Annotated in this window: 25 protein-coding genes; 8 read left to right on the forward strand and 17 right to left on the reverse strand. The window is 51.7% G+C overall.

All coding sequences use genetic code 11. The features are described 5' to 3' along the window. The 9 genes from TX77_RS13780 to TX77_RS01605 form a co-directional block, all read right to left on the reverse strand. Positions 1–655: murein hydrolase activator EnvC family protein (locus TX77_RS13780; RefSeq protein WP_044503081.1), on the reverse strand; the 655-nt coding region annotated here is incomplete at its 3' end. 1 nt (position 656) lies between these two features. Further along, entirely contained in the window at positions 657–1,544 is an 888-nt protein-coding gene (gene ftsX / locus TX77_RS01570) for a permease-like cell division protein FtsX (protein ID WP_044503082.1), read from the reverse strand. Next, positions 1,534–2,220, reverse strand: a complete 687-nt coding sequence (gene ftsE / locus TX77_RS01575; RefSeq protein ID WP_044503083.1) for a cell division ATP-binding protein FtsE — start codon at positions 2,218–2,220, stop codon at positions 1,534–1,536. Before ftsE ends, ftsX begins: the two co-directional genes overlap by 11 nt. Then, the gene (csaB, locus tag TX77_RS01580; RefSeq protein WP_044503084.1) at positions 2,217–3,350 is read right to left on the reverse strand and encodes a polysaccharide pyruvyl transferase CsaB; all 1,134 of its coding nucleotides are present in this window, start codon (positions 3,348–3,350) and stop codon (positions 2,217–2,219) included. The genes ftsE and csaB overlap by 4 nt, the downstream gene beginning before the upstream one ends. Next, entirely contained in the window at positions 3,343–5,400 is a 2,058-nt protein-coding gene (locus TX77_RS01585) for a DUF5693 family protein (RefSeq protein ID WP_044503085.1), read from the reverse strand. The genes csaB and TX77_RS01585 overlap by 8 nt, the downstream gene beginning before the upstream one ends. 14 nt (positions 5,401–5,414) lie before the next feature. Continuing rightward, positions 5,415–6,101: an LmeA family phospholipid-binding protein gene (locus TX77_RS01590; protein WP_044503086.1), complete on the reverse strand. Its 687-nt coding sequence runs from the start codon at positions 6,099–6,101 to the stop codon at positions 5,415–5,417. After that, a protein-coding gene (prfB, locus tag TX77_RS01595) for a peptide chain release factor 2 (protein WP_373690753.1) occupies positions 6,102–7,212 on the reverse strand; the annotation gives its coding sequence in 2 pieces (ribosomal slippage) (positions 6,102–7,166 and positions 7,168–7,212; 1,110 coding nt in all). Between the two features lie 77 nt (positions 7,213–7,289). After that, the gene (gene secA, locus TX77_RS01600) at positions 7,290–9,755 is read right to left on the reverse strand and encodes a preprotein translocase subunit SecA (RefSeq protein WP_071822270.1); all 2,466 of its coding nucleotides are present in this window, start codon (positions 9,753–9,755) and stop codon (positions 7,290–7,292) included. A gap of 228 nt (positions 9,756–9,983) precedes the next feature. Then, positions 9,984–10,343 (reverse strand): winged helix-turn-helix transcriptional regulator, encoded by a 360-nt coding sequence (locus TX77_RS01605; RefSeq protein WP_044503087.1) that lies wholly within the window; start codon positions 10,341–10,343, stop codon positions 9,984–9,986. A 130-nt stretch (positions 10,344–10,473) separates the two neighbouring features. Here TX77_RS01605 and TX77_RS01610 point away from each other — a divergent pair, with 130 nt between their 5' ends. The 5 genes from TX77_RS01610 (at position 10,474) to putP (ending at position 15,165) form a co-directional block, all read left to right on the forward strand. Next, on the forward strand, positions 10,474–11,499 hold the full coding sequence (locus TX77_RS01610; protein WP_230197997.1) for an NADH:flavin oxidoreductase: 1,026 nt from the start codon (positions 10,474–10,476) through the stop codon (positions 11,497–11,499). A 6-nt stretch (positions 11,500–11,505) separates the two neighbouring features. Then, on the forward strand, positions 11,506–12,375 hold the full coding sequence (locus TX77_RS01615; protein WP_230197998.1) for an alpha/beta fold hydrolase: 870 nt from the start codon (positions 11,506–11,508) through the stop codon (positions 12,373–12,375). Beyond that, positions 12,375–12,734: a tautomerase family protein gene (locus TX77_RS01620; RefSeq protein WP_044503089.1), complete on the forward strand. Its 360-nt coding sequence runs from the start codon at positions 12,375–12,377 to the stop codon at positions 12,732–12,734. The genes TX77_RS01615 and TX77_RS01620 overlap by 1 nt, the downstream gene beginning before the upstream one ends. Positions 12,735–12,738: 4 nt before the next feature. Then, positions 12,739–13,395 carry a DsbA family protein gene (locus tag TX77_RS01625; protein ID WP_049917263.1) on the forward strand — a complete coding sequence of 219 codons (657 nt, stop codon included), beginning with the start codon at positions 12,739–12,741 and terminating at the stop codon, positions 13,393–13,395. A 264-nt stretch (positions 13,396–13,659) separates the two neighbouring features. Then, a complete protein-coding gene (gene putP, locus TX77_RS01630; RefSeq protein ID WP_071822271.1) occupies positions 13,660–15,165 on the forward strand; it encodes a sodium/proline symporter PutP in 1,506 nt (501 codons plus the stop codon). 105 nt (positions 15,166–15,270) lie between these two features. Here putP and TX77_RS01635 read toward each other — a convergent pair whose 3' ends face one another. Further along, entirely contained in the window at positions 15,271–15,864 is a 594-nt protein-coding gene (locus TX77_RS01635; RefSeq protein WP_044503090.1) for a TetR/AcrR family transcriptional regulator, read from the reverse strand. A 187-nt stretch (positions 15,865–16,051) separates the two neighbouring features. Here TX77_RS01635 and TX77_RS01640 point away from each other — a divergent pair, with 187 nt between their 5' ends. Continuing rightward, on the forward strand, positions 16,052–16,846 hold the full coding sequence (locus TX77_RS01640; protein WP_044503091.1) for an SDR family NAD(P)-dependent oxidoreductase: 795 nt from the start codon (positions 16,052–16,054) through the stop codon (positions 16,844–16,846). Positions 16,847–16,974: 128 nt separating this feature from the next. Here the strand turns inward: TX77_RS01640 and hpf are convergent, their stop codons facing one another. The 4 genes from hpf to TX77_RS01660 form a co-directional block, all read right to left on the reverse strand. After that, positions 16,975–17,499: a ribosome hibernation-promoting factor, HPF/YfiA family gene (gene hpf, locus TX77_RS01645; RefSeq protein WP_044503092.1), complete on the reverse strand. Its 525-nt coding sequence runs from the start codon at positions 17,497–17,499 to the stop codon at positions 16,975–16,977. A 250-nt stretch (positions 17,500–17,749) separates the two neighbouring features. Continuing rightward, complete coding sequence (locus tag TX77_RS01650; protein WP_044503093.1) at positions 17,750–19,111, reverse strand: S-layer homology domain-containing protein; 1,362 nt, start codon at positions 19,109–19,111, stop codon at positions 17,750–17,752. Positions 19,112–20,401: 1,290 nt separating this feature from the next. Beyond that, positions 20,402–21,250, reverse strand: a complete 849-nt coding sequence (locus tag TX77_RS01655) for an aldo/keto reductase (RefSeq protein WP_044503094.1) — start codon at positions 21,248–21,250, stop codon at positions 20,402–20,404. A 15-nt stretch (positions 21,251–21,265) separates the two neighbouring features. Further along, positions 21,266–22,117, reverse strand: coding sequence for an aldo/keto reductase (locus TX77_RS01660; protein WP_044503095.1), 852 nt, complete (start codon positions 22,115–22,117; stop codon positions 21,266–21,268). Between the two features lie 164 nt (positions 22,118–22,281). Here TX77_RS01660 and TX77_RS01665 point away from each other — a divergent pair, with 164 nt between their 5' ends. Beyond that, on the forward strand, positions 22,282–23,139 hold the full coding sequence (locus TX77_RS01665) for a LysR family transcriptional regulator (protein ID WP_044503096.1): 858 nt from the start codon (positions 22,282–22,284) through the stop codon (positions 23,137–23,139). Here TX77_RS01665 and TX77_RS01670 read toward each other — a convergent pair. Beyond that, positions 23,133–23,714: a lecithin retinol acyltransferase family protein gene (locus TX77_RS01670; protein ID WP_044503097.1), complete on the reverse strand. Its 582-nt coding sequence runs from the start codon at positions 23,712–23,714 to the stop codon at positions 23,133–23,135. The two genes, TX77_RS01665 and TX77_RS01670, sit on opposite strands and share 7 nt — an antisense overlap. A gap of 47 nt (positions 23,715–23,761) precedes the next feature. Then, on the reverse strand, positions 23,762–24,235 hold the full coding sequence (locus TX77_RS01675) for a low molecular weight protein-tyrosine-phosphatase (RefSeq protein WP_044503098.1): 474 nt from the start codon (positions 24,233–24,235) through the stop codon (positions 23,762–23,764). Positions 24,236–24,627: 392 nt separating this feature from the next. Here TX77_RS01675 and TX77_RS01680 point away from each other — a divergent pair, with 392 nt between their 5' ends. Next, positions 24,628–24,924 carry a type II toxin-antitoxin system RelB/DinJ family antitoxin gene (locus tag TX77_RS01680; protein WP_044503099.1) on the forward strand — a complete coding sequence of 99 codons (297 nt, stop codon included), beginning with the start codon at positions 24,628–24,630 and terminating at the stop codon, positions 24,922–24,924. Positions 24,925–25,326: 402 nt separating this feature from the next. Here TX77_RS01680 and TX77_RS01690 read toward each other — a convergent pair whose 3' ends face one another. After that, positions 25,327–26,235 (reverse strand): SLAC1 family transporter, encoded by a 909-nt coding sequence (locus tag TX77_RS01690; RefSeq protein WP_049917264.1) that lies wholly within the window; start codon positions 26,233–26,235, stop codon positions 25,327–25,329. Positions 26,236–26,497: the final 262 nt, after the last annotated feature.

Raw genomic sequence — 26,497 nt, forward strand, 5'->3', positions numbered from 1 at the left:
TATAAGCCTGTTCGGCCACGGCCTTATCGTTCTGAGCCTGATAGAGAATGGCCTGCTGTTCCTTGCGGCGGCTTTCGATTTCATCGCGCTTGGCCGCTGCCTGGTCGCGGAGCTGGGCCTGGCGGGCACGCTGGGTTTCCAGTTCCTGTTTGGCCGTTTCGATGGCCGCCCGTTCTTTACGAATATCCGAAATCAAGGTGATATCGGCGTCGATGATGCGGCGCAGTAATTCCAGGCGGTTCGAGAAATCGCTGAAATCCTTGGCCCCGAGGACGACGTCGAGATAGCTCAATTGGCCGTGCATATAGATGTCGCGGACGCGCTTGGTAAAGACGCCTTCCCGGACCTTGAGCCGGGCCCTTGTCTTTTCCAGTTCAGCCTGGGTGGCGGCAATTTTTTCTTCCGTCGCCTTCAATTCATTGGCTACGGCCTGGTAGTCGCGCTGAGCTGCTTCGAGCTGCTGCTGGATGGCGTAAAGCTTGTCATTGACACTGCCGATGACAGCTTCGGCCTGGGCCTTCTTCTCGCTTTCCTGCGCCATCCGGTTCTGGACGTCCGACAGCTGATTCTGCAAGTCTTCATCTTCGGCCAGGACGGCGAAGTTAGGCGTCAATAAGGCGGCAACGACAACCGGGATAACGTATTTTTTAAACATATTACACCTTCATATAACGTTTCAGAGAAATGGTACTGCCAATGGCCCCGATGACCATGCTGATGATCAAGAGGACGCCTGCCGTGCGGTACATAAAGGGAAAGACGCTGACCATCGGCAAGAAGGCCAGGGACTCATGGATCGACGCGACGGCAAAGTCGTAGAACTGATAAAGGGCGATGTCGGCAATGACGCCGCCGATAAAGCCCAGGAACAGGCCTTCTAAGAGGAAGGGCCAGCGGATGAACCAGTTCGTCGCCCCGACGTATTTCATGATGGCGATTTCTTTACGCCGGGCAAAGACGGTCAGGCGAATCGTATTGGAAATGATGAACAACATGGCCAGGGTCAAGAAGACGATGAGGGCAATGCCGCCCCAACGGATGATGGTCGTGATCTTAAAGAGCTGTTCAATGATTTCCTGACCATAATGCGTCCCTTCGACTTCCGGGTAATCGGCGACGATGTCCGCCGTCCGCCGGACGGCTTCCGGCTGAGTAAAGGTCACTTCATAGGAACTCGGAAGGGGATTCTTCCCTTCTAAGGCATCGAGGATACCCGGTTGGTCCTTCATGCGTTCCTTTAAGATATCCATGGCCTGATTCTTATCGGTAAAGGTGACCGACTTGACGTCGGGCAGGGCCTGCAGGCGGCGGGCGACGCTGTCGATGTCAGCCTGGGTGGCACCGTCTTTCAAGTAGACCGTGATTTCAACCTGGCTTTCGAGATTTTCAGCAAAATAGTCGAGATTGGCCACGAGGGTCATGAAGATGCCCAAGATGAACAGGGATATGGCGACCGTTGCAATAGAGGCCACCGACATGAAGCGGTTGCGCCAAAAAGATTGGAAGGCAGCGACGGTGTAGTAGTGCATGGTTCTAATTTTCATCGTCGTATCCTCCTCGCTGTTCGTCACGGACGACCTTGCCGTCATCCAATTCGATGACGCGTTTATTCATCATGTCGACTAAGGTCTTGTCATGGGTTACCATGAGGACCGTCGTTCCCATGTGGTTGATTTTCTTAAAGACTTCCATAATATCCTCGGACGTATCGGGATCGAGGTTCCCTGTCGGTTCGTCGGCAATGAGCAGGAGCGGCCGATTGACGATGGCTCTGGCAATGGCTACGCGCTGCTGTTCCCCGCCGCTGAGGTTTTTCGGCAGGGCGTCGGCTTTGCCGATGAGGCCGACCAGATCGAGGACTTCGCGGACCCGGCGGCGAATGACGCGGCGCGGTGCTTCGATGACTTCCATGGCAAAGGCCACATTTTCCTGAGCCGTCTTATTCGGCAGGAGGCGGAAGTCCTGGAAGACGATGCCCATTTTACGGCGCAGGTAGGGCACGCTCTTCTTGGCCAGGCGGTTGACTTCGATATCGTTCACGAAGACAGACCCTTTCGTCGGCAGTTCTTCATGAGACAAGAGGCGGATCAGCGTCGACTTGCCGGCACCGCTGGCGCCGACGACGAAGACGAATTCGCCCTTACCGATCTGAAGGGATACCTGGTCGAGGGCAACGGAACCATTGTCGTAGACCTTGGATACATTTTTAAATTCAATCATAGAGACCTCCGATGCTGTTCGAGTCGTTTGCGGACGCCGTCCCGCCCTTCTAAAATGCGCAGGGCCAAGTAGGCATTTCGCAGGGACTGGCGGCGCAGATGGTTGAGGCGGGCCTTGATGGCAGGTGCCAGTCCCCCTTGGGCCAGTTGCTGACTGACGCGGGAGGCTAAGGCTTCTGCCGTCACCGATTCCGTCGTCCCGCAGACCCGATCGCCGATGAGATGGATGAAGCTGTCGATTTTCGGATCATAGGAAATGGCCGTCGCCGGCGTTTCCATAAGAGCCGAAAAGATGAGGGCGTGGAGCCGGTTGGCGATGACCGCATCCATGCAGCCCATGAGGGACATGAATTCTACCGTCGAATAGCGGTCGTCGAGGACGATGGCCGCCTTTTTCATACGGTCGGCAATATCGCGGCCGGCGTCGACGTCTTCCGGATGCTGCATGGGAATGAAGATGATGTCCACGTCTTCTTGCTGCTGCAAACGGTCGGCTGCCTCGGCAATGGCGTCCTTATAGGCCTGATGGCCCTGCCAGTTGCGAACGGCAATACCGACTTTCCGTCGGCTTCCCGTAACTCCGTGCCGTTCCAAAATCTGACGGCCGATAGCCTTATCGACGGGATGCATGGACAAGACGGCGTCGGCCGTCACATGGATAGGCGGACGGGTTACGCCCATGTCAGAAAGTTCCGCCTTCGATTCCCGGTCGCGGACGCCGATGACGGCGACCTGCTGCAGGACCTTCTGCACAGCCTTCCGGGCCTTGATGCCGCGGACGGGACCGATGCCCTGGGCATAGAGCATGACCGGCTTTTTAAAGAACAAGGCGATTTTCATGATCCACAGGTAGTAGTGGAGGCTACGGGCGCTGGTCACGTCTTGGAGCAGGCTGCCGCCGCCGCTTATAAGAATATCACAGCGGCGAATGGCCGCTGCGATAGCAAAGAAATTCAGGCGATGAACAGCCTGTACCTTATGATTTTCCCGAGTCATTCGGCAGTTTCCGGTAATGACCGTAATATCCACGTCGGGAATGATGTCTTTTAACGAGCCGACGATAGCCGCCAACATGGCCTCGTCGCCGGCATTGGCAAAGCCGTAATAGCCGGAAATAACGACCCTAGTCACGGTTTTCCACCTGCTTTCCCAGCCACGTCGTGACGTAACGGACGATGGCAATGGCGATGATCAGGGCGATGCCGACGACCATCCCCGTTACCCAGCCGTTGATGCCGCGGATAAAGGACATGAGGAAAGGCGTCCGGATATGGGCAAAGGTTTCCACCATGGAGCCGACACCGATCGTGGCGGCGATGACCAGGAAGAAGTGCAGCAGCTGCGGCCATTTACGGTACAAGGCAGCTACCATGAGATAAAAGCTCGGATGGCCGACGAGAAATTCCTTTTCCCGGGGACGAGCGTACATGACATTTTCTAAGAAGCGGCGCATAGCGACTTCGATTCCCGGTACGGGAACGCCCGACGTATGGCCGCTGCGGCCGACAAAGATGATGCCGACCACGGCGATGACGCCGAGGATCAGGATGGTCCCCATCTTAATGGGGATGTTGAGGAAATCCTTGGCAAAGACCTTAAGATCTGCCGGCGACGCAATGGTCTGCCCCATGAGGGGGAACCGGCGCAGGTAGCCGATAGCCACCAGAAGGAGCGGCAGGATGAAGGTCAGCTTGACGCCGCGGTAGAAATCAAATTCCATGAAGAAGCGGATGTTGCCCAGCATAGAGGCGATATAGAGACCGCCGATCATGGAGACGGCTACGGCAAAGAAAAGGCCCAGCGTGCCGTCACGGATGACCCGGCCGTAGCCGAGTTTCTTCGTAAGCTTCTTCTGTTTCCAGTAATCGAGGGACAAGAGAATGGCCGCTGTCGGCGCTGCGGCAGCACAGCCGATGGCCCAGGTCTGGAGGAACAAGGCTCCTTTGGCGACGACGGCACCGATGACGGCGACGACGATACCGAGGGCCATGAGAATATAATTCTGCCGGTCCTTCAACGGAATGAGCAGGTTGAGGACGAAGACGAATCCGCAGGCCGCTGCCGCTGCTACGATGGCTAAGAACAGGCGGTTCGGATAGTACGCTTCCATGACCGAAGCCCGGCCGAGGGTATAACCCCGTTCAGTCAGCTTATCCGATACGGTCTTGATATAGGACAAGTTGGTCTGAGTCAGGTTCATGCCGTGAAGGGGCTTCTTATACAAGGGATAGAGATTGACCCGGACGTTTCGTTCAAGGTCGCTGATGTAAAAGCGCATAGCCGCTTCTTCCGGCGTAATCTTTTCCAGTTCTTCCTTGGCCATGGCATAGACCCGGGCCGTCCGATAATGGACGAGACCTGACAGATCATACATGCCGTCCTGCTGGTTGTACTGGAGCTGATCGACGGACTCGATCATATAGAACGGGATGTCGCGGCGGTTCAAATTGTCCGCCGTATAGTCGAGCATATCCTTTCGTTCGCCGGCAACCGGCGTATAGCCCAACACTTCTTTTCCAACGAACATGATGCCCGATACGTCCTGGATCTTGTCAGCCCGGGCAAAGAAATGGTCGACGTCGGCCTTCGTCGGGTTGCTGTAATTCGTCGGCCGCAGGATGACGTAGAAGCCGTGGTCGCTGATGATCTTAGCATCGGCGCTCAGGATGCCCAAGTTGACGTCGCCGAGACCGGGCATGACGCCCTTGATGCCGGCAATGCGGTAGGCACCGTTGGACATGACTTTGACCTTATCGCTGCCAAGACGCGTGCTGAGGTCGGACACGACTTCATCGAAGTAGAGGTCCTGTTCGCCCTGAGGCTTTCCGATGAGATAGTAGTCATAGGACTTATCGGTAATGCCGAACTGGGGATAATAGAGATCGGCCCCCAATTTCGTAACCAGCGACAGTTCCCCGCGCTGGGTCAGCTTGTTGAGCGTCGTATCATAAATGGTAAAACTCGTAACGCCGGCATCGCGGGCCATTTGAAGGGCCGTATCCAAATCGTAGCCGTCGTTGCGGGCCATCAAGACGACGGCATCGAAGTCCATCGCCTGTTCAATTGTCGTCGACTGTTTTTCTACGGCATTGCGCTGTATGCACAGGCCGATCGCCGTGATGAGACCGATGAACACGATCAGCATCATCATCCGCATACTGCGTTTATTTATGTTTGTCATTCTCTTCACCTTATCTATGAATTGCTCACCTGGCCGTGAATGGTCAACAGACCGTCGTGGAGGACGACGCGATCAGGCTGGATTCCCAAGGGGAAATCCGTAAAATCGTAAATCTCTGCGCTGGCCAGCTTCGTCGTGCTGACCTGCATGCCCAGCCCTTCGACGGTGACCGTCTCGGGGATGAACATCAGTTTCGTACCCTTCATGCCAAAATGGCCGCGGACGTCAGCCCGGGCCGATACCAGGCCGCCGAGCTTCACCTTGCCCTGAACGCGGACCGAATCGCCTTCAAAAGAGACGCTCGGGTCGGTCAGGCCATCGATTTTCTTGACCAGGTAGTCCTCCAGGTCTTCCCGGCGAATGGACGCCGCCATATCCCCGCTTTCGACGCGGGTCACGCGCAGTTCCTGATACACCAGGGCCTGCAAAGGCTGGAAGTGGACCCCATAGAGGTTACTGTCAAAATTAGCGAACTTCAAATCGCCGGCCATAAAATTCGTAGCATGAACGGTAACCGCGTCGATATCGCCGAGAAAAATCTTCGCTCCCGGCGATGCTTGGACGCGGACATCATCGTTTTGCAAATTAAATTTAGCAGACAAGGCCTGTGACAGACCGACCTCGGCCAGTTGCGGCGCAAAGGAGTTGGCGCCGACCAAAAAGACCGCAGCCAGGACACAGACAATGATCCATTTCTTCATTTAAAGCTCCTGCTTCGATAACTTCTGTTCCTTCGCCTGTTGTAAGTAGCCTTCGATAAAGATATCGAGGTCACCGTCCATGACGGCTTGGATGTTCCCCGTTTCGACGTTGGTCCGATGATCCTTGACCAGGTTGTAGGGGTGGAATACGTAGGAACGAATCTGGCTCCCCCATTCGATAGCCTGGTGGACGCCGCCGATTTCGGCTTTCAGTTTTTCCTGCTTTTCCTGTTCCAATTCAAAGAGTTTGGCCCGCAGATATTTCAGGCACATTTCCTTATTCTGGAGCTGAGACCGTTCATTCTGACACTGGACGACGATGCCCGTCGGAATGTGGGTCATGCGGACGGCGGAACTCGTCTTGTTGACGTGCTGACCGCCGGCACCGGAGGCGCGGAAATAATCGACGCGGACGTCGTCCATATTGATTTCGACTTCGACATCGTCAGGCAGTTCCGGCATGACATCGACGGCCGTAAAGGACGTATGGCGGCGGGCTGCAGCGTCAAAAGGAGAAATGCGGACCAGGCGGTGAACGCCTTTTTCCGATTTCAAATAGCCGTAGGCATAGTCGCCTTCGACGCGGAAGGCCGCGCTCTTGATGCCCGCTTCATCGCCGGGCTGCATGTCGAGGACGGTCAATTTATAACCGTTCCGTTCGGCCCAGCGGGTATACATGCGGATCAGCATCTGCGCCCAGTCCTGGGCTTCCGTTCCGCCGGCACCGGCGTGGAAGGTAATGAGGGCGTTGCAGTTGTCGTACTCACCGGATAAGAGCAAGAGGACTTCCCGCTTTTCAATGTCCCGCAGAAGGTCATTATACTGTTTTTCGATGTCCGCTGCAAAGGAGGCGTCGCCGTCTTCCATGGCCATGTCGAGGTAGTCGATGAGGTCATCGGCTTTGCGGACCAGCGTTTCGTGGCCTTCGACTTCCGTCTTGAGCAGGGTCGCTTCCTGGGAAATCTGCTTAGCCTTGTCCGGGTCGTTCCAGAATGAGGGGTCGCTCATCTGGATATCTAAATCCATGATACGTTCTTTTTTCCGAGGTAAGTTAAAGTGAATCCCCGATTTCTTGTATTCTTTGTTTTAAATCTTCCAGCGGTTTACGCATTTCATCCAATAACACAATTAATCACCAACTTTTCAGTTAAATATCGTTTTTTCGTCATATTAATAACGTCTCGTTCTTTATTCCCGTCCCTGTTCTTCATCGCGCTGAATGTCTTCGGCGCTGACGGGCTTGCTTTCTTCGTGGACTTCATGAGCCCCCTGCAGATGGTCTTCGGCCTGGGGAACGGGCTTGCTGTACGTAACCTGAATGTGGTACAGGAAGGTAATGACCGTCCGTTTGATCGATTCCACCATTTCCGAGAACATTTCGTAGGCTTCGAATTTGTATTCGACCAAGGGGTTCTTCTGGCCGTAGGCGCGGAGGTTGATCCCTTCTTTAAGGGCATCCATGGCGTCCAGATGATCCATCCACTTGCTGTCGACGACGCGGAGCATGACGGCCTTTTCCAATTCCTTCATGGTCTCTTCGCCAAATTCGTTGAACCGTTCGTTATAGAGATCGACAGCGATCTGTTTCAGTTTTTCCTGAACTTCGATACGGCTCATGTTTTCCAGTTCTTCGACGGTTACGGCGTGCTTCGGTACGAAGTACTGCTGCATCTGGGCCAAGAGGCCGGCAAAATCCCATTCTTCGGGATACAGTTTTTCATCGGCATACTTGTCGAGTTCGGCAAGGATAATGTCGTCGACCATGCCCATGATCGTATCCTTTAAGTCGTCGGCAGTCAGGACCTGGCGGCGCTGGTTGTAGAGGACTTCACGCTGCTGGTTCATGACGTCGTCGTATTCAAGGACGTATTTACGGATTTCAAAGTTGTGGCTTTCGACTTTCTTCTGAGCCTTTTCAATGGACCGGGTGATCATGTTGGCCGTAATCGGTTCGTCTTCGTCCATGCCCAGCTTATCCATGAAGCGGGAAATGTTTTCCGAACCGAAGATGCGCATCAAGTCATCTTCGAGGGACAGGAAGAACTGCGTCGTCCCCGGGTCGCCCTGACGGGCAGCACGACCGCGGAGCTGATTGTCGATACGGCGGCTTTCGTGGCGTTCCGTACCGATGATCATCAGGCCGCCCAGGTCAGCAACACCTTCGCCGAGCTTGATGTCCGTGCCGCGGCCGGCCATGTTGGTCGCAATGGTGACCATGTCGCGCTGGCCGGCGTTCTTGATGATTTCCGCTTCTTTTTCATGGTATTTGGCGTTCAGCACGTTGTGAACGATGTTTTCTTTATTGAGGAGCTGACTTAAGATTTCCGACTGATTGATCGACGTCGTACCGACCAGGATCGGCTGGCCCGTAGCGTGGCGCTTGATGACTTCCCGCACGACGGCACGGTACTTGGCGTTTTTCGTCTTGTAGATGACGTCGGGCAAGTCCTTACGGATGGCCGGTTTATTGGTCGGAATGACGTAGACGTCGAGCTTATAGATCTTATTGAATTCGTCTTCTTCCGTCTTGGCCGTACCGGTCATGCCGGCCAGCTTGTCGTACATACGGAAGTAGTTCTGGAAGGTAATCGTAGCCAGGGTCTTGCTTTCGCCCTGGACCTTGACGGCTTCCTTAGCTTCAATGGACTGATGGAGGCCATCGCTGTAACGGCGGCCGAACATGAGACGGCCCGTAAATTCGTCGACGATGACGATTTCGCCGTTCTTTACGACGTAGTCCTTGTCGCGGTGCATCATGAAGCGAGCCCGCAGGGCCTGGATGACCAAGTGGTTCAAATCAAGGTGTTCGTTGTCGAACATGTTGCTGATGCCCAGCATCTTTTCGACCTTGGCGACACCGGAATCGGTCGGCGCAATGGTCTTTTGCTTTTCATCCATCGTGTAGTCTTCTTTGTCGAAGTGCTTGACGATGGCAGCCAGGGTGCTGTACAACTCCGTCGACTTTTCACCGGGGCCGGAAATGATGAGCGGCGTCCGCGCTTCGTCGATGAGGATCGAGTCCACTTCGTCGACGATACAGTAATTGAGGGGGCGCTGTACCATCTGGTCGGCACTGATGACCATGTTGTCACGCAGGTAGTCGAAGCCGAATTCGTTGTTCGTCCCGTAGGTGACGTCGGCGTTATAAGCCCGGCGGCGCTGTTCATACGTGAGATCGTGGACGATGAGGCCGACGGACAGGCCGAGGAACTTATAGATACGGCCCATGTCTTCACTGTCACGAGTAGCCAGGTAGTCATTGACGGTGACGACGTGAACGCCCTTACCGGTCAAGGCATTGAGGTATACCGGAAGGGACGCAACCAAGGTCTTCCCTTCACCGGTACGCATTTCGGCGATATCCCCGCGATGAAGGACGATACCGCCCAGGATTTGGACGTCAAAATGACGCATCCCCGTTACCCGACGGGATGCTTCACGAACGACGGCAAAGGCTTCGGGCAGGATATCATCCAGCGTTTCACCGGCAGCCAAACGATTTTTGAATTCAAAGGTCTTTTCTTGCAGCGACGAATCGCTCAATCCGGCTAATTTCGGCTCCAGATCATTGATGCGGCGAACGATGGGCCACATCTTCTTCAGTTCATGCTCTGTATTATTTCCGAGCAGTCTTTGTATGAGTTTATTTAACACCTATCCGAGACCTCCAATTTACAAAATCTGCAATTTACACTGTTATATCATATCAATTATACATTATACCGCGGGAGTGTCAAACTTTGCAATAGATTGGGAGAAATTAGGCAGTTCCGCCATTTTCTGCGTTCCGCCGCCTCTCCGCCCCCCTTTCAGCTCCCTTGGTTGTCCTATTTTTTATCAATAAGGCAAAAAGGAGACGCCGGCTGCGTTTTGACAGCGCACCTATTCACGGCTCGAATCCAACTGTGACTCGGCCCATTCATAGACCGACTGCAGGGCCGGGATCAGGCTCCTTCCCCGTTCGCTCAGGGAATACTCGACGGTCGGCGGAATCGTACTGTACTGTTTTCGTGTTACCAGCTTGTCGTGTTCCAATTCCCGCAGGCACTTGGTCAGCATCGTCGGCGTAATGCCCACGACTTTTCGTTCCAATTCCCCATAGCGCAGGGTCTGGTTCTCGGCATCGGCCATATACCATAAAATCGGCAGTTTCCATTTCTGACCGATAATCTCCATGGCATAGAGAATCGGGCAGTCTGTTTCATAGATGTTTTGTTCTTTCGGAAGCGGTTTATTTCCCATAAAATCACCTTTACTATATTTTTTTATAGTTACGAAGAAAAATCTCTCTTCTTGTTTTTTCTACGTTTCTAATTATAATGTAGGCAGAACAAAAAATCAATCTAATCCGATAATCTGATAGGAGTGAAAAATGATGAAACACCTCTTTGACAACATAACCTTGAAAAATCTGAAAGCCAACAACCGCCTGGTACGGTCGGCGACCTGGGAAGGCATTGCCAACCGCGACGGCAGCGTCACTGAAGAAGCCTACAGTATCTACGATGAAATTGCCAAAGGCGGCGTCGGCCTCATCATCACCGGTTTTACCAGCGTGTCTGCCAACGACTATTACTTCGGCGGCATGATGCGCCTTTCTGACGACGCCCTCATTCCGCAGTACAAAAAGTTGACTGATATCATCCACGCCCAAGGCGTCCCGGTCATCACCCAGCTCGCCCTCGGAGCCTACTACCGCCCCGTCGGAAACAGCTTCGAGCAAGTCGAGCCCGACGACATGACGACGGAAGAAATCCACGCCGTGCGGGATCAATTCATCGCCGCCGCCCTTCGCGCTGAAAAAGCCGGCTTTGACGGCGTCCAGATCCACGTCGCCCACTTCTTCTTTTTGAGCCGCTTCGTCTCGCCCTTGGTCAACCACCGAACGGATGAATACGGCGGCAGCACGGAGAATCGGACCAGGCTGGTCACAGAAATCATAAAGGCCATCCGGGAAAAGGCCCCGGCCCTCCATATCACGGCCAAGATCAACAGCAACGACTTCATGGCCGGCGGCTTAGACGCTGCCCAAAGCCTCGATATGTCCCTGCACCTCTGTCAGGCCGGCCTCGATTCCATTGAAGTCAGCGGCAACGGCACGTCCGTCCCCGGCATCCGCGCCCATCAAAATGAAGCTTACTTCGCCCCTTTTGCAGCCAAGCTGGCAGAAGCCACCGACGTTCCGGTCATCCTCGTCGGCGGGTTGAGAAGCCTCGATACGATGGAAGAGGTTTTGAACCAAACCAAGATCGAAATGATCGCCCTCTCCCGCCCCCTTTTGCGGGAACCGGATCTGCCGAATAAACTCAAAAGCGGCGAAACGACCGTAGCTGCCTGCATATCCTGCAACGCCTGTTACTCGTCACCGTCTCACAAATGCATTTTCAGAAAGGACTGACAGGTCATGATGTTTCAACTGAACGTGCCGACTAATCGCGGCGTCGTCTTAAACGGCGTCCTCTTTCGCAACCAGAAAGAACGTAAAGCCGACACCGTCATGATTGCCATCACCGGCATCCACGGCAATTTTTATTCCAACCCCTTCTATTATAACATCGGCGACACCTTAAACAGCGGTGACATCGATTTCATCTACGCCCAGACCAACAACGCCTTCAGTGAAATCCCGACGGTCAACGTCCGTACCGGCAAGGAGGAAACGATCGGCTCTTGGAACGAACGCTTTGCCTATACCGACGACGACCTCGACGCTTACATCACCTTTGCCCAACAAGAAGGCTACAAGCACATCATCCTCGGCGGCCATTCCCTCGGCGCCAATAAGGTCATTTACTATCTGTCCCGCCATCACGATAAACGGGTGGAACACTTCTTCCTCCTGTCGCCGGCCAACCTGACCTATATGATGTCCGGCGTCACCAACCGTGAAAAAACGCTGATCAAAGAACAGGTCGAGCGCGGAGACGGCGACAAAATGCTGCCCTTCCCCTTCATGGGCTGGGTAACCTGCATTGCCGACACGGCTTGGGACTGGCAGTTTTCTAATCTGCTCAATAACGTCCACACCGCAAAAGACGGGGACTTTTCACAGGCCTCGGCCGTGTCCCATACGGGAGCCCTCCTGGTAGGCACGTACGACAACTTCACCGACGGCGATCCGTCTGAATTTTTAAGAAACCTCAATGCCCACATGCCGACTGCCAAAGACAATTCCCTGATCTTCATCGAAAAGACAGGCCACACATACCAGATGAAGCATCAGGAAGTAGCCGACAAGATTTTAGCTCAGTTACAAGAATGGAGGGCTGCCTAATGCCTTTTGTCATGGCCAAAGTAAACGTACCGGTCAGCCGCGACCAAGAAATAGAATTGAAATCCCGTCTGGGAAAAGCCATCGAAGCCGTTCCCGGCCTGAACGAAAACTATCTCCTCTTTGGGATTGAAGATAAGTGCCGTCTCTACCTTCGCGGCAAGGATACCTGGAAAATCGCCTACATCGAAGCCTCCCTCTTCGGCCGTCCGGACCACGCCGGCTTCGAAGTCTTCAGCACCGAAATGACCGCTGCCTTCCAGGACGTCCTCGGCATTCCGCCGGAAAACATCTACATCAAATTCGACGATATCAAAACCTGGTCGACTAACGGCCAATTTATCGACAGCCCCTATCGGTGATACCATGGAAAAAATAATCCTCACCACCTTTACGGACCCCATGATGGGCCTTTCCTATGAACAGGAGCCGGTCTACGAAAAATTGGCCGCCCATTTCGGCGACCGCCTCGTCTTCCGCTATGTCATGAGCGGCCTCGTCCGGGATGTCAGCGACTTCATGCTCCCTGAAGAAAGGGCCCTGCCTGCCGAAGAAGGCATTCGGCTCTATAACCGTCGCCTGGCCCGAATTTACAAGGGGGAAGAAGGCATCGGCGGCCTTCCGATCAACATGGACGGCTTCCACCTCTTCGATGCCGACCACCGTTCCTCCTCCCCCCTTTGCATCGCCTATAAAGCAGCCGAAATTTGCTGTCCCGAAAAGGCTTTTTCCTTTCTCTTGAAGCTTCGCCGGGCAACCATTGTCGAGACACGGCAGACGACAAAGACAGACGAACTTATCTCCATTGCGGAAGAGGCCGGCTTAGACAAAGCGCAGTTCCGCCGCGCCTTTGAAGACGGTCGTGCCTCCGAGGCCTTCCAAAAGGATCTTGAGCTGACACGGTCTCTGGGAATTCGTCAGTTGCCGACAGTCCTGATCCAATACGGAGAAAAAGCCGTTCTCGTCAACGGCATGGCAAGTTACGAAGCCTTCGTGAATACGATTGACAAGCTGAAAGTCTGAGTACGGCCAAAAGACGCTGCACGGCCTTCCGTGCAGCGCTTTTTTTCATACAACACCCGGCAGCCGCTATCGGCTAATTTATATCATCTTATAGGGAATGGCTTGCCCGCAATAAAAAGGATCTTTTTCGCCGCCCCCTTGAACAGAAATCACCATTTCCCTCTTGACAAATTCTATACAAGGCCGCATGAATATGCTAAAATAGGTTTATTCTTTATGTAATTTTTATAATATAGTAATATATTGAAAGGGGTTTTCACCATTATGATGCAGTATAATGTGTCCATTTTAGCCGCCTTCGTCCTCTACCTCGGGGCCATGCTGGCTATTGGCATTTATTATTCCCGCTCCCAGCAGCGGCTGAGCGACTATATTCTCGGCGGCCGCAGCCTGGGACCGTGGATTACATCGATGAGTGCCGAAGCGTCCGACATGAGCGGCTGGATGCTCATGGGCGTACCGGGCTTTGCCTACTCGACGGGTATTTCGGCGTCGTGGATTGCCATCGGCATTGCCATCGGCACCTACCTCAACTGGCATTTCGTCTCCCAGCGCCTGCGCAACTATACGGAAGTGGCCAACAACAGCCTGACCATGCCGGACTATTTAAAAAACCGCTTCCACGATGACCAGAACCTCATCCGCATCATTTCGGCCATCTTCATCTTAGTGTTCTTCCTCATCTATACGTCGTCAGGCTTCGTCTCCGGCGGCAAGCTCTTTGAATCGGTCTTCGGCATGGATTACTTCTCGGCCCTGGTCCTCAGCGCCGGCGTCGTCGTCGTTTACACCTTCCTGGGCGGCTTCATGGCCGTCTGCTGGACCGACTTCATCCAAGGCTGCATGATGTTCCTGGCCATCGTCCTGGTCCCCGTCGTCGGCATGATCGCCTTTGGCGGCGGCGAAGCCGTCATGACCCGGTTAGCCGACACGGCACCGAACCTCCTCGACATGGTCCCCGACACGTCGACGACAGGCATCATCGGCATCATCTCGGCCCTGGCCTGGGGCGTCGGCTACTTCGGCCAGCCCCACATCCTGGTCCGCTTCATGGCCATCGGCGACCCGGCTGAATTAAAGAAATCGAAGCACATCGCCATGACCTGGGTCGTCATCTCCCTGGCCGCTGCCGTCCTCGTCGGCCTCGTCGGCAAAGTCGTCGTCACGACGCCCTTGACCGGTGCCGATTCGGAAAAAGTCTTCTTGGTCATGAGCGGTCAGCTCTTCCCGCCCTTTGCCACAGGCCTCATCTTGTCGGCCGTCTTAGCTGCCGTCATGAGTACCGCCTCGTCCCAGCTCCTGGTTACGGCATCGGCTATTTCTAAAGACTTCTACCACACCTTCGTCCGCAAGAACGCCAGCGACAAGGAACTCATTTACGTCAGCCGTCTGACGGTCCTCGTCGTCTCGGCTCTGGCCATCGTCTTGGCCCTCAACCCCAACAGTTACATCCTGACCATGGTTTCCTACGCCTGGGCCGGTTTCGGTGCCGCCTTCGGCCCGACGATCCTCCTCTCCCTGTACTGGAAGCAGATGACCAAAAACGGGGCCCTGGCCGGTATCATCGTCGGTGGCCTGACGGTCCTCATTTGGAAGCAGTTCAACTGGTTCGGCCTCTATGAAATCGTACCGGGCTTCCTCTTCTCCCTGGCCGCCATCTACATCGTAAGCAAGCTCGAAGGCGGAGCCAGCCAGGAAATCCAGGACGAATTCGATCAAGCCATCCATCACGCGCCCAAGATCAGCGTCCTCCACAGCGAAGAAGACTAATCGCTTCGAACGATGCATCACCATGGCCTAACCCCTGTTTTCAGACAGCCAAATACAAATGCAGTCACCCAAAAGGATGACTGCATTTTTTATGCCCTTTTACGGCTATTGACCGCTCTCAGGATTATTTGATTGCAACAGGCCGGCTACGCCCTGACTCAGCAGTTTGTTCGTAATGTCAATGACCTCTTCGACGGGAAGTTTTTTCCCGCCTTCGACCCATTGACGATACATGGAAAGTCCCGTCGCATGGATGAAGGTCGTAAACAGTTCCTGTTCGCCGGGGCTCAACTGCTGAAAGGCCGGAGCCTTCCCCCAACTCTTGGCAATATATTCTTCCACCAAGTGACTGCTCAGGTGCTGATATGATACGGAGCAGAGGATTTTTTCATACAGCGGCCCTTGATGGACAGCATAATGGAAAAAAGCAGCGTTGATCTTATCCAGATCCTCGGGCACCCGATAATCGGCAATGGTGTCGACATAGCCCTTAGAAAATTCACTGAGTATTTCTTCCAAGAGAGCATCGACACTATCGTAGTAGCGATAAAAAGTCTTTTTATTAATCACAGCCTGACGGCAAAGGGCCGTAACGGTGATCTTCCGATAATCCTCCTTTAAGAGCATGACCGAAAAGGCCGTTCGAATCGACTGAATCGTCTTTTGTACACGCAGGTCTTCATGACCGCTTAACTTCATATGCTAACCTCCTTTCTGGCTTTCCCTTATTGTATCATTTTTTCGTTACTTTTTCGCTACCCTTTTTATATAAGTGTGGCATAAGTCCCATTCAGTCCCATACTGACCATTGTCGATTCCCTTTTTCGATGCCATAATAAATTCATCCCCAAATATTAACTCACTTAGGAAAGGAAAGAGAAAAGAGATGAAAACTATCTTTATTACCGGTGCCTCGTCCGGCATCGGCAAAGAAACGGCAAAATATTTTTCTCGTCAAGGCTGGCGCGTCATCGCCACTATGCGAAATTTGAAAAAAGGAGAAGACTTGAAGGACCTGCCCAATGTGGTCATCATGCCCCTCGACGTGTCAGACTCACAGCAGATTAAGGAAACCTGCCAAAAAGCCCTGGCCGACTACGACGTCGACGTCCTCCTCAATAACGCCGGCTACGGCGTCATGGCACCCCTCGAACGGATGCCCGAAGATGCTATCCATAAGGTATTCAACACCGACGTCCTCGGCACCATGCTGGTAACCCAGCAATTCATTCCTCATTTTAAAAAGCGCAGAGCCGGTGCCATCCTGACGACGACGTCCCTGGCGGCCATCATCGCCCTCCCGCGAGACAGCGTCTACGGCGCAGCCAAACGGGCTCAGCAGGGCATGCTCGAGTCCTTATACTATGAAATGAAGCCCTTCAACGTCTTCGTCAAAGCCATGATTCCCGGCGGTACCAAGACCAACTTCCAGACGCCCATCAACGACCGCACGGGCTATGAAGAAGCGGCTGCCCACCAGCAGGAATACCTCCTTCACGGCAATGAAGAATTTCCGGGCCCGGAAGAAGCGGCCCAAGTCATCTACGGAGCGGCTACCGATGAAAAGGATCAGATCAATTATCCCACCGATTCCGTCTGCCAGGCCCTTTATGACCAATACAAATCTATGGGGCTCGAAGAATTCAAGAAATACTTCACAAAACTCTTATACCGTCAATAGACGTAGACATATAGCTGCGTACGTCATCTTCTGATGCCCCTAAGACACGACACGGCCCCCAACCAATTGCGGTTGAGGGCCGTTTTTCAGTCATATATTAAATTGTATTCCGAGCAATATCGAGGGACTTAATATTCCGGTTCGATGAGGCCGTATTTCCCATGTTTCCGTTTATAGACGACGCTGATCGTGTCGGTCTTGGAATTGAGGAATACGAAGAAGTCGTGGCCGACGAGGTTCATCTGCAAAATAGCTTCTTCCACATCCATGGGGCGAGCGGCAAATTTCTTGACACGAGCCACTTCAAAGGATTCTTCCGGTACGGCCGGGCCTTCGATGAGGGCGGCGTTGAAGGTACCTTTCTTCATGCGGCGGGCGATTCTCGTCTTGTATTTATGAATCTGGCGGACCAGCTTATCGTAGACTAAGTCGATAGCAGCATACATATCGTCGTTGCCTTCGACACCGCGAAGGACGACGCCGTCTACTTTCAATGTAATTTCAGCGACTTTACGATCTTTTTCTACAGAAAGCAGGGCCTGGACATTGACTTCGTTATCAAAGTATTTCGTAACTTTCTTTTCCTGTTTTTCAACGTGGTCTTTCAAAGCCGGTGTAATTTCTAAATTCTTACCTCTAACGATGGTTGCCATAAAACATCCCTTCCTTTCTTGGAGAGAGCCCGTTTGGAATGTAACTCCATTCCGGCCTCCCTTATACTTATAGTATTCAACAAGGAAAGGCGAAATCCTTCTCAAAAAACAGAAAAACTTTACATTCCTTCGAAAAATCTTCTTCTCCCCCAAAAGTCATTCCTCAGACAGAGTTCAAAAGGCGCGCAAAAAAGGCCCTGTCCGAAGACAGAGCCTTTTGATTGTAAAGCGAGTATCGGTAATCTAAAGATTAGAATACGAATACGAACTGTGCACGAGTTTCTTCGCCAGGATCGTTGTCGCCAGTCTTAGCTTCGGAAGCGAAGGACTGCATTACCTGGAACTGAGCGTTCTTAGCGAAGGTGTAGTCGATGCCGGCGCCCCAAGATTTAACGTTGCTGGTCAGGTTATCATTTCTCCAACCATTAGTGGAGCCTAAGAAAACACCATCAGCACCAAGTTCGTCAGCGTTGAGGTATTCAACCCAGATGTCCCAAGACTTCGGCGTAGCGAAGTTAGCAGCACCGTAGGTCAATTTACCGACCCAAACATCAGCATTGTCCGTAGAGCCGTTATCATTCGTGATTACGTCTCTGTAGGTTTCATAGTTAGCCAAGAGATTCCACTTGCTGCCCAGATTGAAGCTACCATATGCGCCCCATACATCGATGTTGTCAAAATCATAGCTCGTAGTTACACCACCAGTAGTAAAGGAAGCATTCGGCATAATCTTGTTGTAGTATACACCTACAGCAGAACCGTTACCGAAGAAGCCTTCCAATTCACCATAAGCAGTTTTTGCACTAGCATAACCATAGTTGTCTTCATCAGCATAGTAAGTTGCAGCGCCACCGATAAGGCCTGCTTTAAATTTACCATAACCAGCAGTAGCTGCGAAGCTGTCGCTCTGGTACTTCAACTGAGCGCCATCAAAGGTATCGCCGTAGAAGACACCGTAAGCGTTGTCGCCGCCCATTACATAGTTGTAACGGCCAACCATAGCGGTCCAGTTTTTACCGAAGCTGTACTGTACGTTAGCGAGGTCGGTGTAGATGTCGTTTTCGTTGTCAGCAGCACTATTGTCCGAGAAGAAGTGGTTGCCGGTGCTGATACCGTAGGTTACTTTCGTTTTGTCGTTAACCTGGGCATTAGCGCGGAGACGAACACGGTAGGACCAGGAGTTGTCGTTCTTAATACGGCCGTTGCCATTGTCGTCCTTTTCCTGATTGATGTAACGGATACGAGCGTCACCGGTCATTTTAACGTTGCCAACGCGGTTTTCCAAAGCGCTTACGCGAACGCCGAGGTTGTTGAGTTCGTCAGCGAATTCATCAGCCAATTTGTTGATGAGGGCACGCTGTTCAACAGAAGCTTTGTCCATGTGAGCCATAGCTTTTGCGACCATTTCAGCGGCTTCGTAACGAGTGATGTTACGCTGGCCCTGGAAATGTTCACCGTCAACACCCTGGATGATGCCGGCGTCAGCCAATTCTACGACGGATTTATAAGCCCAGCTGTCGGACGGTACGTCGACGAAGGGGTTAGCTGCGAATGCGCACGTTGCGCCAACAGCCATGGTTGCTACGAGAGCTGCTAATACTTTGGATTTCATGAAAATTACCTCTTTTCCGTAAAAAATAAGTTTCTTTTCGTCTTACTTCGTTACAGTCGAGATGATTGAAAGGTAATTTTTCAAGGGTTCATTGGCGAGTTGTCCTAGTTTCCTCTCTTTTACTGCCTTGATAATAACCATTTCACAATCTCTATCACCTGGTGCCACCTGCATAAGCACTACACCAGTTGTTATGCATTATACTCGGTTTGCATCGATTTGTCAAAACTCGTTCAATTTTGAGAGTTTTGCTCATTACCACAAATGGCACAACCATGCCGCTTACGCCGTGTATACAAAATCAGCAAAATTCTTTCCAAACCATAGAAAATCCACATATCCATCGGGGTTTATGCACTTTTTTAGAAAATTTTTACCAAATCTTTTTTTGCCCCCTCGATTCCGTGCTGAATCCCTTTGATATTTTTCGTACAAAGAGGCCTGTTTCCCCCTTCTTTTCGGCATAAAAACCCAACAAATTGTAAAGGGAAGGAAAGGACGCATCGTATTTCACCGCCAATGAATAAATTTACCGTCTACTTTTTCTCAGTCCCGTTTTTTTCGAAAATTCAAAAAAAATCACTGGACAGACAACTTTTCATCGAAAAATCCCCCTCCATCTTTAATCTTTTCATCGATTTCAGCATCCGGCTTCACCCGTTTCCCTTCAAGGTTCCCGAACAGCGTCGACGCCGCCACAGTTCCGCCTGCGTATCCTCTATCCGGCCGCAAAACCCTCGATATACGGGATGGACGAAGTCCCCCATCGTCCAAAACCCTTTCAAAAAGAGGGTTCAAATCTGCAATGCCATTTTTTCATCGTCTCCAAATTCACTTACCGATTCCGTATTACAACCCGTATTTTTCAATAATTCTTTAGGTATAAAATCTTCTCGCATAATCTTCGCTGAACTTCCCTCTTCCGAATCATCGCACATTTGTCTATTGCAAAAACACATATTTTACATTCCGGATCGTCATCTTCGTCCCGCTTTTTTTCATTTTCTTGACCCTTTCATGTCGCCTATTTTTCGTTTTTTTTCGTCACTTAGCCCTTTCGAATCCAATTTTCACCCCTTCTGTTTCCCGTCGCTTCGACTCTTATCTATCTATAATATATGCAGCTAAATGCATCCTGATAGACAGCAGTCCCGAGGCTGCAAAAAAAGAGGACCCGTCTGATGGCGGCTTCCAAAGAGCGCAGTACCACGACAAAAGAGGCTGTCATCAAAGAAATAATTCTTCCATAACAGCCTCTTTATTATATATAATATGTATTATAAATCGTTCTTAGTCGTGAAACGTTACCTTACCGATGTTCATGGCAACGTGCGGGTCCATTTCATCGTAAATGGTACTCTTGCCCGTATCGAGGGTGCGGAGGGCTTCCATATCTTTTGATGTCAGTTCAAAGTCGAAGATGTCAAAGTTTTCCTGCATCCGTTCTTTACGGACCGACTTGGGAATGGCAACGATGTCTCGCTGTAAGAGCCAGCGCAGCATGACCTGACCGACGGTCTTGCCATAGGTTTCAGCAATTTTTTGGATCAACGGCGTGCGGAAAATGTCATTATTTCCTTCGGCAAAAGGAGCCCATGCTTGGGGCTGGATGCCGATTTCTTTCATAAAGGCTTCTTCCGACCATTTCTGATTCCAGACGTTGGTTTCGATCTGATTGACAGCCGGTTTGACTTCGTTCATGCCGGCAAGGTCTGCCAGGCGTTCGTTCCAGAAGCTGGTGACGCCGATAGCCCGGATGCGGCCTTCCTTATAGAGCTTTTCCATGGCCCGCCAAGCGCCGTAATAGTCGCCGTACGGTTTATGAATGAGATAGAGGTCGAGGTAGTCAAGGCCGAGTCGCTTCATCGACGCGTCAAAAGCCCGGAGTGTGTTGTCGTAGCCGTGGTCCTGGACCCAGAGCTTGGTCGTAATGAAGAGGTCTTCCCGGGCAATGCCGCTCTGACGAATGGCGGCGCCGACGCCTTCTTCATTACCGTAAATGGCAGCCGTATCGATGAGGCGGTAGCCGACTTCCAGCGCATCGCTGACGGCCCGTTCCGTATCGGCCGGATCCGTCTGATAGACACCATAGCCGAGTTTCGGCATTTTAATTCCGTTGTTTAAGGTTACAAATTCCATAGTCTTATCCTCCTATCAGCCTTCAAAGGGCAAATGCATATTAGCGTAACGAGTTTCCAGTTCCTGCGACGGCGTATAATAGCGGCGCGTGCCGTTCAAGGCGTTGACGGCGGCCATGTCTTCGTCGGTCAGGGAAAAGTCGAAGATATCGAAATTACTGAGCAGATGGTCCCGATTCTTCGTGCCGGGAATGGTGATGAAGCCGCGCTGGACGGCCCAGCGGAGCAAAATCTGGACGGTACTCTTATGATACGTGTCCGACAATTTCGTAATGATCGGATCGTGAAGGAGCTCCGGATCGCCATGGCCCAAGGGATACCAGCCCATGAGTTTCGTACCGTATTCCCCAAGGCGGACCATAACCTCATCGTATACATGGTAGGGATGGGTTTCGAGCTGGATGACCTGCGGTTTTACTTCCGCTGCTGCCAGCAGATCTTCGAGCTTGTCGCCGAAGAAGTTAGAAATCCCCAGAGACCGGGCCTTTCCTTCTTTATAAGCCTTTTCGATCAAGGCATATCCGGCCTTGTAATTACCGGCGGGCTGGTGAATGAATAAGAGATCGACGTACTCGACGCCGAGCCGTTCCAAGGTCTTATCGACGGCATCCGACGCTTCATAGAGAGTCGGCCAAATCTTGGTCGATAAAAAGATATCTTCCCGTTTGACCAAGCCTTCGTCCAAGGCTTTCTTGAGGCCCTTGCCGACGGCTTCCTCATTGAGATAGGCGTTGGCCGTATCGATGAGGCGATAGCCCATTTTCAAGGCATCGTACACCGATTTTTCCGTATCTTCCGGACTAATCATAAAGGTTCCCAGTCCCAACAAGGGAAGGCGAACGTCGTTGCTGAGTTTCGTATATTCCATAAATAAGGCTCCTTTCTACGGTGAATCAATCTATGAGATACGCAGGCTGTGCGTATTGGATATTTCCTGTCCACATGTAGAAGTTTACAGCATCCGGAAAAAATTGTACAATACCAACAAAGGATTTCACTATTCGATTACTTTATACTGAAAAGGAGACCGATATGATTGAAATGAACCTCTTGGCCCAATTTGCCGCCTTTGCCGACGCCGGCACCTTGACCCGGGCAGCAGAAAAGCTCCATACCTCTCAACCGGCCCTGACCAGAGCCATGAAGAAGTTGGAGCTTGAATTAGGCGTCCCCTTATTTGTCCGCAGCAAAAATCACCTCGCGCTCACAGAAACGGGTCGCTATGCCCTTCCCTATGCCAAACGGGTATTACAGGAAAACCTCGATTTCTGCAGCCGCGTCCGCAGTTACGAGCGCAGCCTTCACACCATTTCCATCGGCTACTGCGCTCCGGTCCCGCAAATGGTGCTGACACCTATCATCAACAGCCTCTTTGAAGGCAAGACGATCTCGGCCGACATGAAAGACGATGCCTCCTTTGCCGAAGGCCTGAGAAACAACATATACCAACTGGCCGTCACCCATACGATTCCCGACGGCGACGATTTATTCGTCAAAAAATGCGGCAGTGAAAAACTGTTTCTCTCCATCCCACCATCCGATGCCTTGGCCTTTTACCCGGAAATCCACCTCAAAGATCTGGACGGCCGGCCCATCCTGCTCTTATCGCACATCGGCTTTTGGATGCAGATGACCAAAGACAAGACGCCGAACACCCGTTACTTACTGCAGGTCCAGCGCGACTCCTTCCTGGAGCTGGCCCAAAATTCCGACTATCCCTTCTTCGTCTCGAGCTACTTCATGCACCGCGGCGAGGACATGCCGGGGCGCATCAATCTCCCCATCGTCGACGAAGAATGCCAAACCGACTATTACCTGGTCTGCCTGAAAAGGGATGCCAAGCGTTACGAACCCTTATTCCGCCAAATCGACGAGCAGACGATCTATTGATTTTCTTCCTCTTCCTTGTCCCGGCGCAATTTATCCTCTACCTGAGCCTTCAGATCCTGCCAGGCCTCAGTAAACCACTGCCGGCGGGCCTCTTCATCCCACAGGCACTGGATTGCTTTGGTCAAGGCATCCCCCAAGAGGAGGTTCTCCGTCTGCTGGCTGCGGTAGACGCCGAGCTTACAAGCATTGGCAAAGTGCTCACAATTATGGAACAACAAGTCATAGTCCTTGTTGCCTAAACAAGCCCGGGCAAAGGCAATCGTATCGTCGACGTCACAAAGGCTTTCCCGTTCCTTTTCCGTATACTGCCGAACCTCGATTTCGCCGCCCTGGCGAAACTGTTCAAAAGACGTGGCCTGTATCTCCGTATCCCACCAGTCGACGGGATTATAATCGTCGTCGCCGGCAAAAGAAATGACCTCGTCGTCACTGACATAGATACCGTGATGGTAATATAAGCCGCCGATGCGCCGCACGCGGATATGATCGCCCTTTTTAGGCTCGGCTTTGACCCAGCATTCTTCCGGCGCCGGGTCTTCCAATACGGCCAAAAGAGAATCGACATCAATGGCCATATTCCTCATCTCCTAACAAAGTGTACCCGTTGAGACTCATAGGTCTCTTAAAAATGACGCTTCTTCAAAAATTCCAAAAAGGCCCGACAGCCGTGATCGACGTCATCCCAGGTCTTCTGGAAATCCCGGGTGTACCAGGGATCGGCCACCGACCGCGGATGGTGCGTATAATCGAGGAGGAGCGAACACTTGCGCTGCGGGTCGCCGTTCAAAGTCAGCTTCATGTCGGACAGATTGGCATCATCCATGCCCACGAAATAATCGTATTTGTCGTAATCATCGGCAGTGAGCCGTACGGCCCGCTTATCCTTGGGGTCCATGCCGTGTTCCTTGAGCAGCCGTTCCACCGGTGGATAGACCGGACTTCCGCTGCCGCTCCAAATCTCATCGTCCGACGTCGCTGCCGACGCAACTTCAATCGAATCAGAGAGCCCCGCTTCATCAACCATCTTGCGGAAGACGAACTCGGCCATCGGCGAGCGGCAAATATTTCCATGGCAAATAAACAGTACTTTAATCATGTCTTTCTATCCTTTCTATTTATAACAAGATATAATAGATGAGCCCCACTACTTTCCATTTTATCATAAGTACATAAACTTCATAAGATATATTTAAAAAAATTATAAAAAATATATATAAAATCATTCCAAAACTCACCTCGACAAAACGAAAATCGCGGTGAAACACCCATGCGCACCAAAAAAAACGGCTAAGATACTTCTATTGTATCATATCCAAACTTTCTTTTTGAATTAAATTCACGCATAAAATCATATAGTTTTATATTTTACGAAGTATTTCTTTAAAATAAGAGGAGTTCCATTTTTAGGTAAAACCATTCATCCTTTGGGGTTTTATGTATTGCAATTTGCAAGTCAATGCATTACACTATAAGTAGGAGGTGGTCATCATGAAAGACTCAACAGTAAGCGCCCGTGTCGAAAATAACGTAAAGTTAGAGGCTGAGTCCATTCTTCAGCAACTTGGCATCCCGGTTTCCGTCGTCATCAACGCCCTGTATCGTCAGATTATCTATAGCCATGGGATTCCATTTTCCCTTACGCTTCCCGAAATTCCTCAAACCGAAGACAGTCTAACCGATAGCGAATTACATGCCAAGCTGCAACACAGCTACGAGCAATCCCTTGAAGGAAAAGGTCGGCCATTAGATGAGGTATTCGATGACTTGGAAAGGGGCCTCAAATAGTGGATGCTTATCAAATTATTGTTACCCCTGATGCAGAATTAGATTTACTCAAAATCCGCAATTACATTGCCCACGGTCTTCAAGTTCCTAACGTCGCCTTGAAATATATTCAAAGTATCCGAACGGAAATCTAAAAATTAGCCTATATGGCAAGCAGTATCCCCCCGATTCAGGATGAACCGTGGCATTCCCATGGAATCCGAAAAATTACAGCTAAGAAATTCCTTATATACTATCGAATCGATGAACAAACAAGAACAGTGTATGTCATGAACGTAATTTATTCCCGCCGAGATCAACTTAAGGCACTGGTAAATATGAATATAGAATCATAGATTGTACAAACAAGCCCTCTCTTTCGAGAGGGCTATTCTTCATGTAAAGCTTATTTCTACAGGTTCATCAGCGATTTTTCAGCAGCCCCAATATCGTCTTTATAGACAAATAGGCGATGAGGACCGTGCCGCCGGCCAGGAATTCAGCGCTGAGGACATTCGTAATGTCCGACGGGTACGATTTCGCATAGTGCAGCATGGCATTGGTAAAGGCCATGAAAGGGAAGCCTGTCGACCACCAGAGGAGGCTGAAAGTCCCTTTGACCATGTCGGTCAATACCGTAATCAAAAGAGGGATCGCCAGGAACAAACCGCAGTGCAGCAATAGGGTCGAAAAGGTATCCGTCCCGAAGGTGGCCGTATAGTCGAGATAGGCCATGCCGAAAGGTGTCAGGAGGATCAAAAGGCCCGGCCCGAAATGCTTATCGAAGACGGCTTCTTTTAGGAAGAACATGACGCCGGCCATGCCGAGGCCCAGCCCGATGCTCAGGCTGAACAAGGTCAACTCCTGATATCCGAACAGCTTCAGACTGTTGCCGGCCACAGGAATCGTCAGCGGTGAAATAAGAATCAGCAGCCATGCCGGAGTCAAGCGGCTGATGTCCTGTTTCTCATGCATCCAGCGCCGCCACAAGAGAAAAATACAGGCGAAAAGGGCCAATACCCCGATGACCCAAATCACGGCCGCCACCGGAAGCGACCAGGCTTCTACGATGGCCGCCAACAGTACCGACGCCATGCCGAAGGTAGCAAAAAAAGGCGCCCCTTCCGGACTCTTCCATCCAGCAAGAACCGCATCCGGCCGCCGGATTATCTTCCGTCCATAGCCGATAACCAGGCCTGCATAAATCACAGCCGCAACGATGCCGATACCCTCACCGATGGACGCCGGCAGCCCCCAAAGGACAGACGCCGCCATATAAGAAAAAGCCAGTCCGCAATACCCCATGACAATAGAAAACACAGCTATATTCATACCAATTCCCCCATATCAAAAACGCCGGCGCCGATCACGCCGACCAGTATATATCACTCATTATAGCGCATAATTATATCAGAACCAATACTTCGCCAACCATAGATTTCTTTATTTCCAATCGAGCCATCTGTATCCGCTCATCATGTAACTAAGGTAAGGAACCTATAAAAACGGTCATTGACTCTCATGGGGAGCGTGTTATTATAAAAATGAGTTTTACGAATCGAAAGGCAGCAACTCCCAGCATAAGGATTCATCT

Origin of the sequence: Megasphaera massiliensis (genome assembly GCF_000455225.1) — a bacterium.
In the GTDB taxonomy this organism is placed as follows: Bacteria; Bacillota; Negativicutes; order Veillonellales; family Megasphaeraceae; genus Megasphaera; species Megasphaera massiliensis.

What these genes read in the sequence shown, in the direction of transcription:
- ftsX (WP_044503082.1), bottom strand. Translation starts at nt 1,544, where the DNA reads ATGAAAATTAGAACCATGCACTACTACACCGTCGCTGCCTTCCAATCT.
- ftsE (WP_044503083.1), bottom strand. Translation starts at nt 2,220, where the DNA reads ATGATTGAATTTAAAAATGTATCCAAGGTCTACGACAATGGTTCCGTT.
- TX77_RS01585 (WP_044503085.1), bottom strand. Translation starts at nt 5,400, where the DNA reads ATGACAAACATAAATAAACGCAGTATGCGGATGATGATGCTGATCGTG.
- TX77_RS01590 (WP_044503086.1), bottom strand. Translation starts at nt 6,101, where the DNA reads ATGAAGAAATGGATCATTGTCTGTGTCCTGGCTGCGGTCTTTTTGGTC.
- TX77_RS01605 (WP_044503087.1), bottom strand. Translation starts at nt 10,343, where the DNA reads ATGGGAAATAAACCGCTTCCGAAAGAACAAAACATCTATGAAACAGAC.
- TX77_RS01610 (WP_230197997.1), top strand. Translation starts at nt 10,474, where the DNA reads ATGATGAAACACCTCTTTGACAACATAACCTTGAAAAATCTGAAAGCC.
- TX77_RS01615 (WP_230197998.1), top strand. Translation starts at nt 11,506, where the DNA reads ATGATGTTTCAACTGAACGTGCCGACTAATCGCGGCGTCGTCTTAAAC.
- TX77_RS01620 (WP_044503089.1), top strand. Translation starts at nt 12,375, where the DNA reads ATGCCTTTTGTCATGGCCAAAGTAAACGTACCGGTCAGCCGCGACCAA.
- TX77_RS01625 (WP_049917263.1), top strand. Translation starts at nt 12,739, where the DNA reads ATGGAAAAAATAATCCTCACCACCTTTACGGACCCCATGATGGGCCTT.
- putP (WP_071822271.1), top strand. Translation starts at nt 13,660, where the DNA reads ATGATGCAGTATAATGTGTCCATTTTAGCCGCCTTCGTCCTCTACCTC.
- TX77_RS01635 (WP_044503090.1), bottom strand. Translation starts at nt 15,864, where the DNA reads ATGAAGTTAAGCGGTCATGAAGACCTGCGTGTACAAAAGACGATTCAG.
- TX77_RS01640 (WP_044503091.1), top strand. Translation starts at nt 16,052, where the DNA reads ATGAAAACTATCTTTATTACCGGTGCCTCGTCCGGCATCGGCAAAGAA.
- hpf (WP_044503092.1), bottom strand. Translation starts at nt 17,499, where the DNA reads ATGGCAACCATCGTTAGAGGTAAGAATTTAGAAATTACACCGGCTTTG.
- TX77_RS01650 (WP_044503093.1), bottom strand. Translation starts at nt 19,111, where the DNA reads ATGAAATCCAAAGTATTAGCAGCTCTCGTAGCAACCATGGCTGTTGGC.
- TX77_RS01655 (WP_044503094.1), bottom strand. Translation starts at nt 21,250, where the DNA reads ATGGAATTTGTAACCTTAAACAACGGAATTAAAATGCCGAAACTCGGC.
- TX77_RS01660 (WP_044503095.1), bottom strand. Translation starts at nt 22,117, where the DNA reads ATGGAATATACGAAACTCAGCAACGACGTTCGCCTTCCCTTGTTGGGA.
- TX77_RS01665 (WP_044503096.1), top strand. Translation starts at nt 22,282, where the DNA reads ATGATTGAAATGAACCTCTTGGCCCAATTTGCCGCCTTTGCCGACGCC.
- TX77_RS01670 (WP_044503097.1), bottom strand. Translation starts at nt 23,714, where the DNA reads ATGGCCATTGATGTCGATTCTCTTTTGGCCGTATTGGAAGACCCGGCG.
- TX77_RS01675 (WP_044503098.1), bottom strand. Translation starts at nt 24,235, where the DNA reads ATGATTAAAGTACTGTTTATTTGCCATGGAAATATTTGCCGCTCGCCG.
- TX77_RS01680 (WP_044503099.1), top strand. Translation starts at nt 24,628, where the DNA reads ATGAAAGACTCAACAGTAAGCGCCCGTGTCGAAAATAACGTAAAGTTA.
- TX77_RS01690 (WP_049917264.1), bottom strand. Translation starts at nt 26,235, where the DNA reads ATGAATATAGCTGTGTTTTCTATTGTCATGGGGTATTGCGGACTGGCT.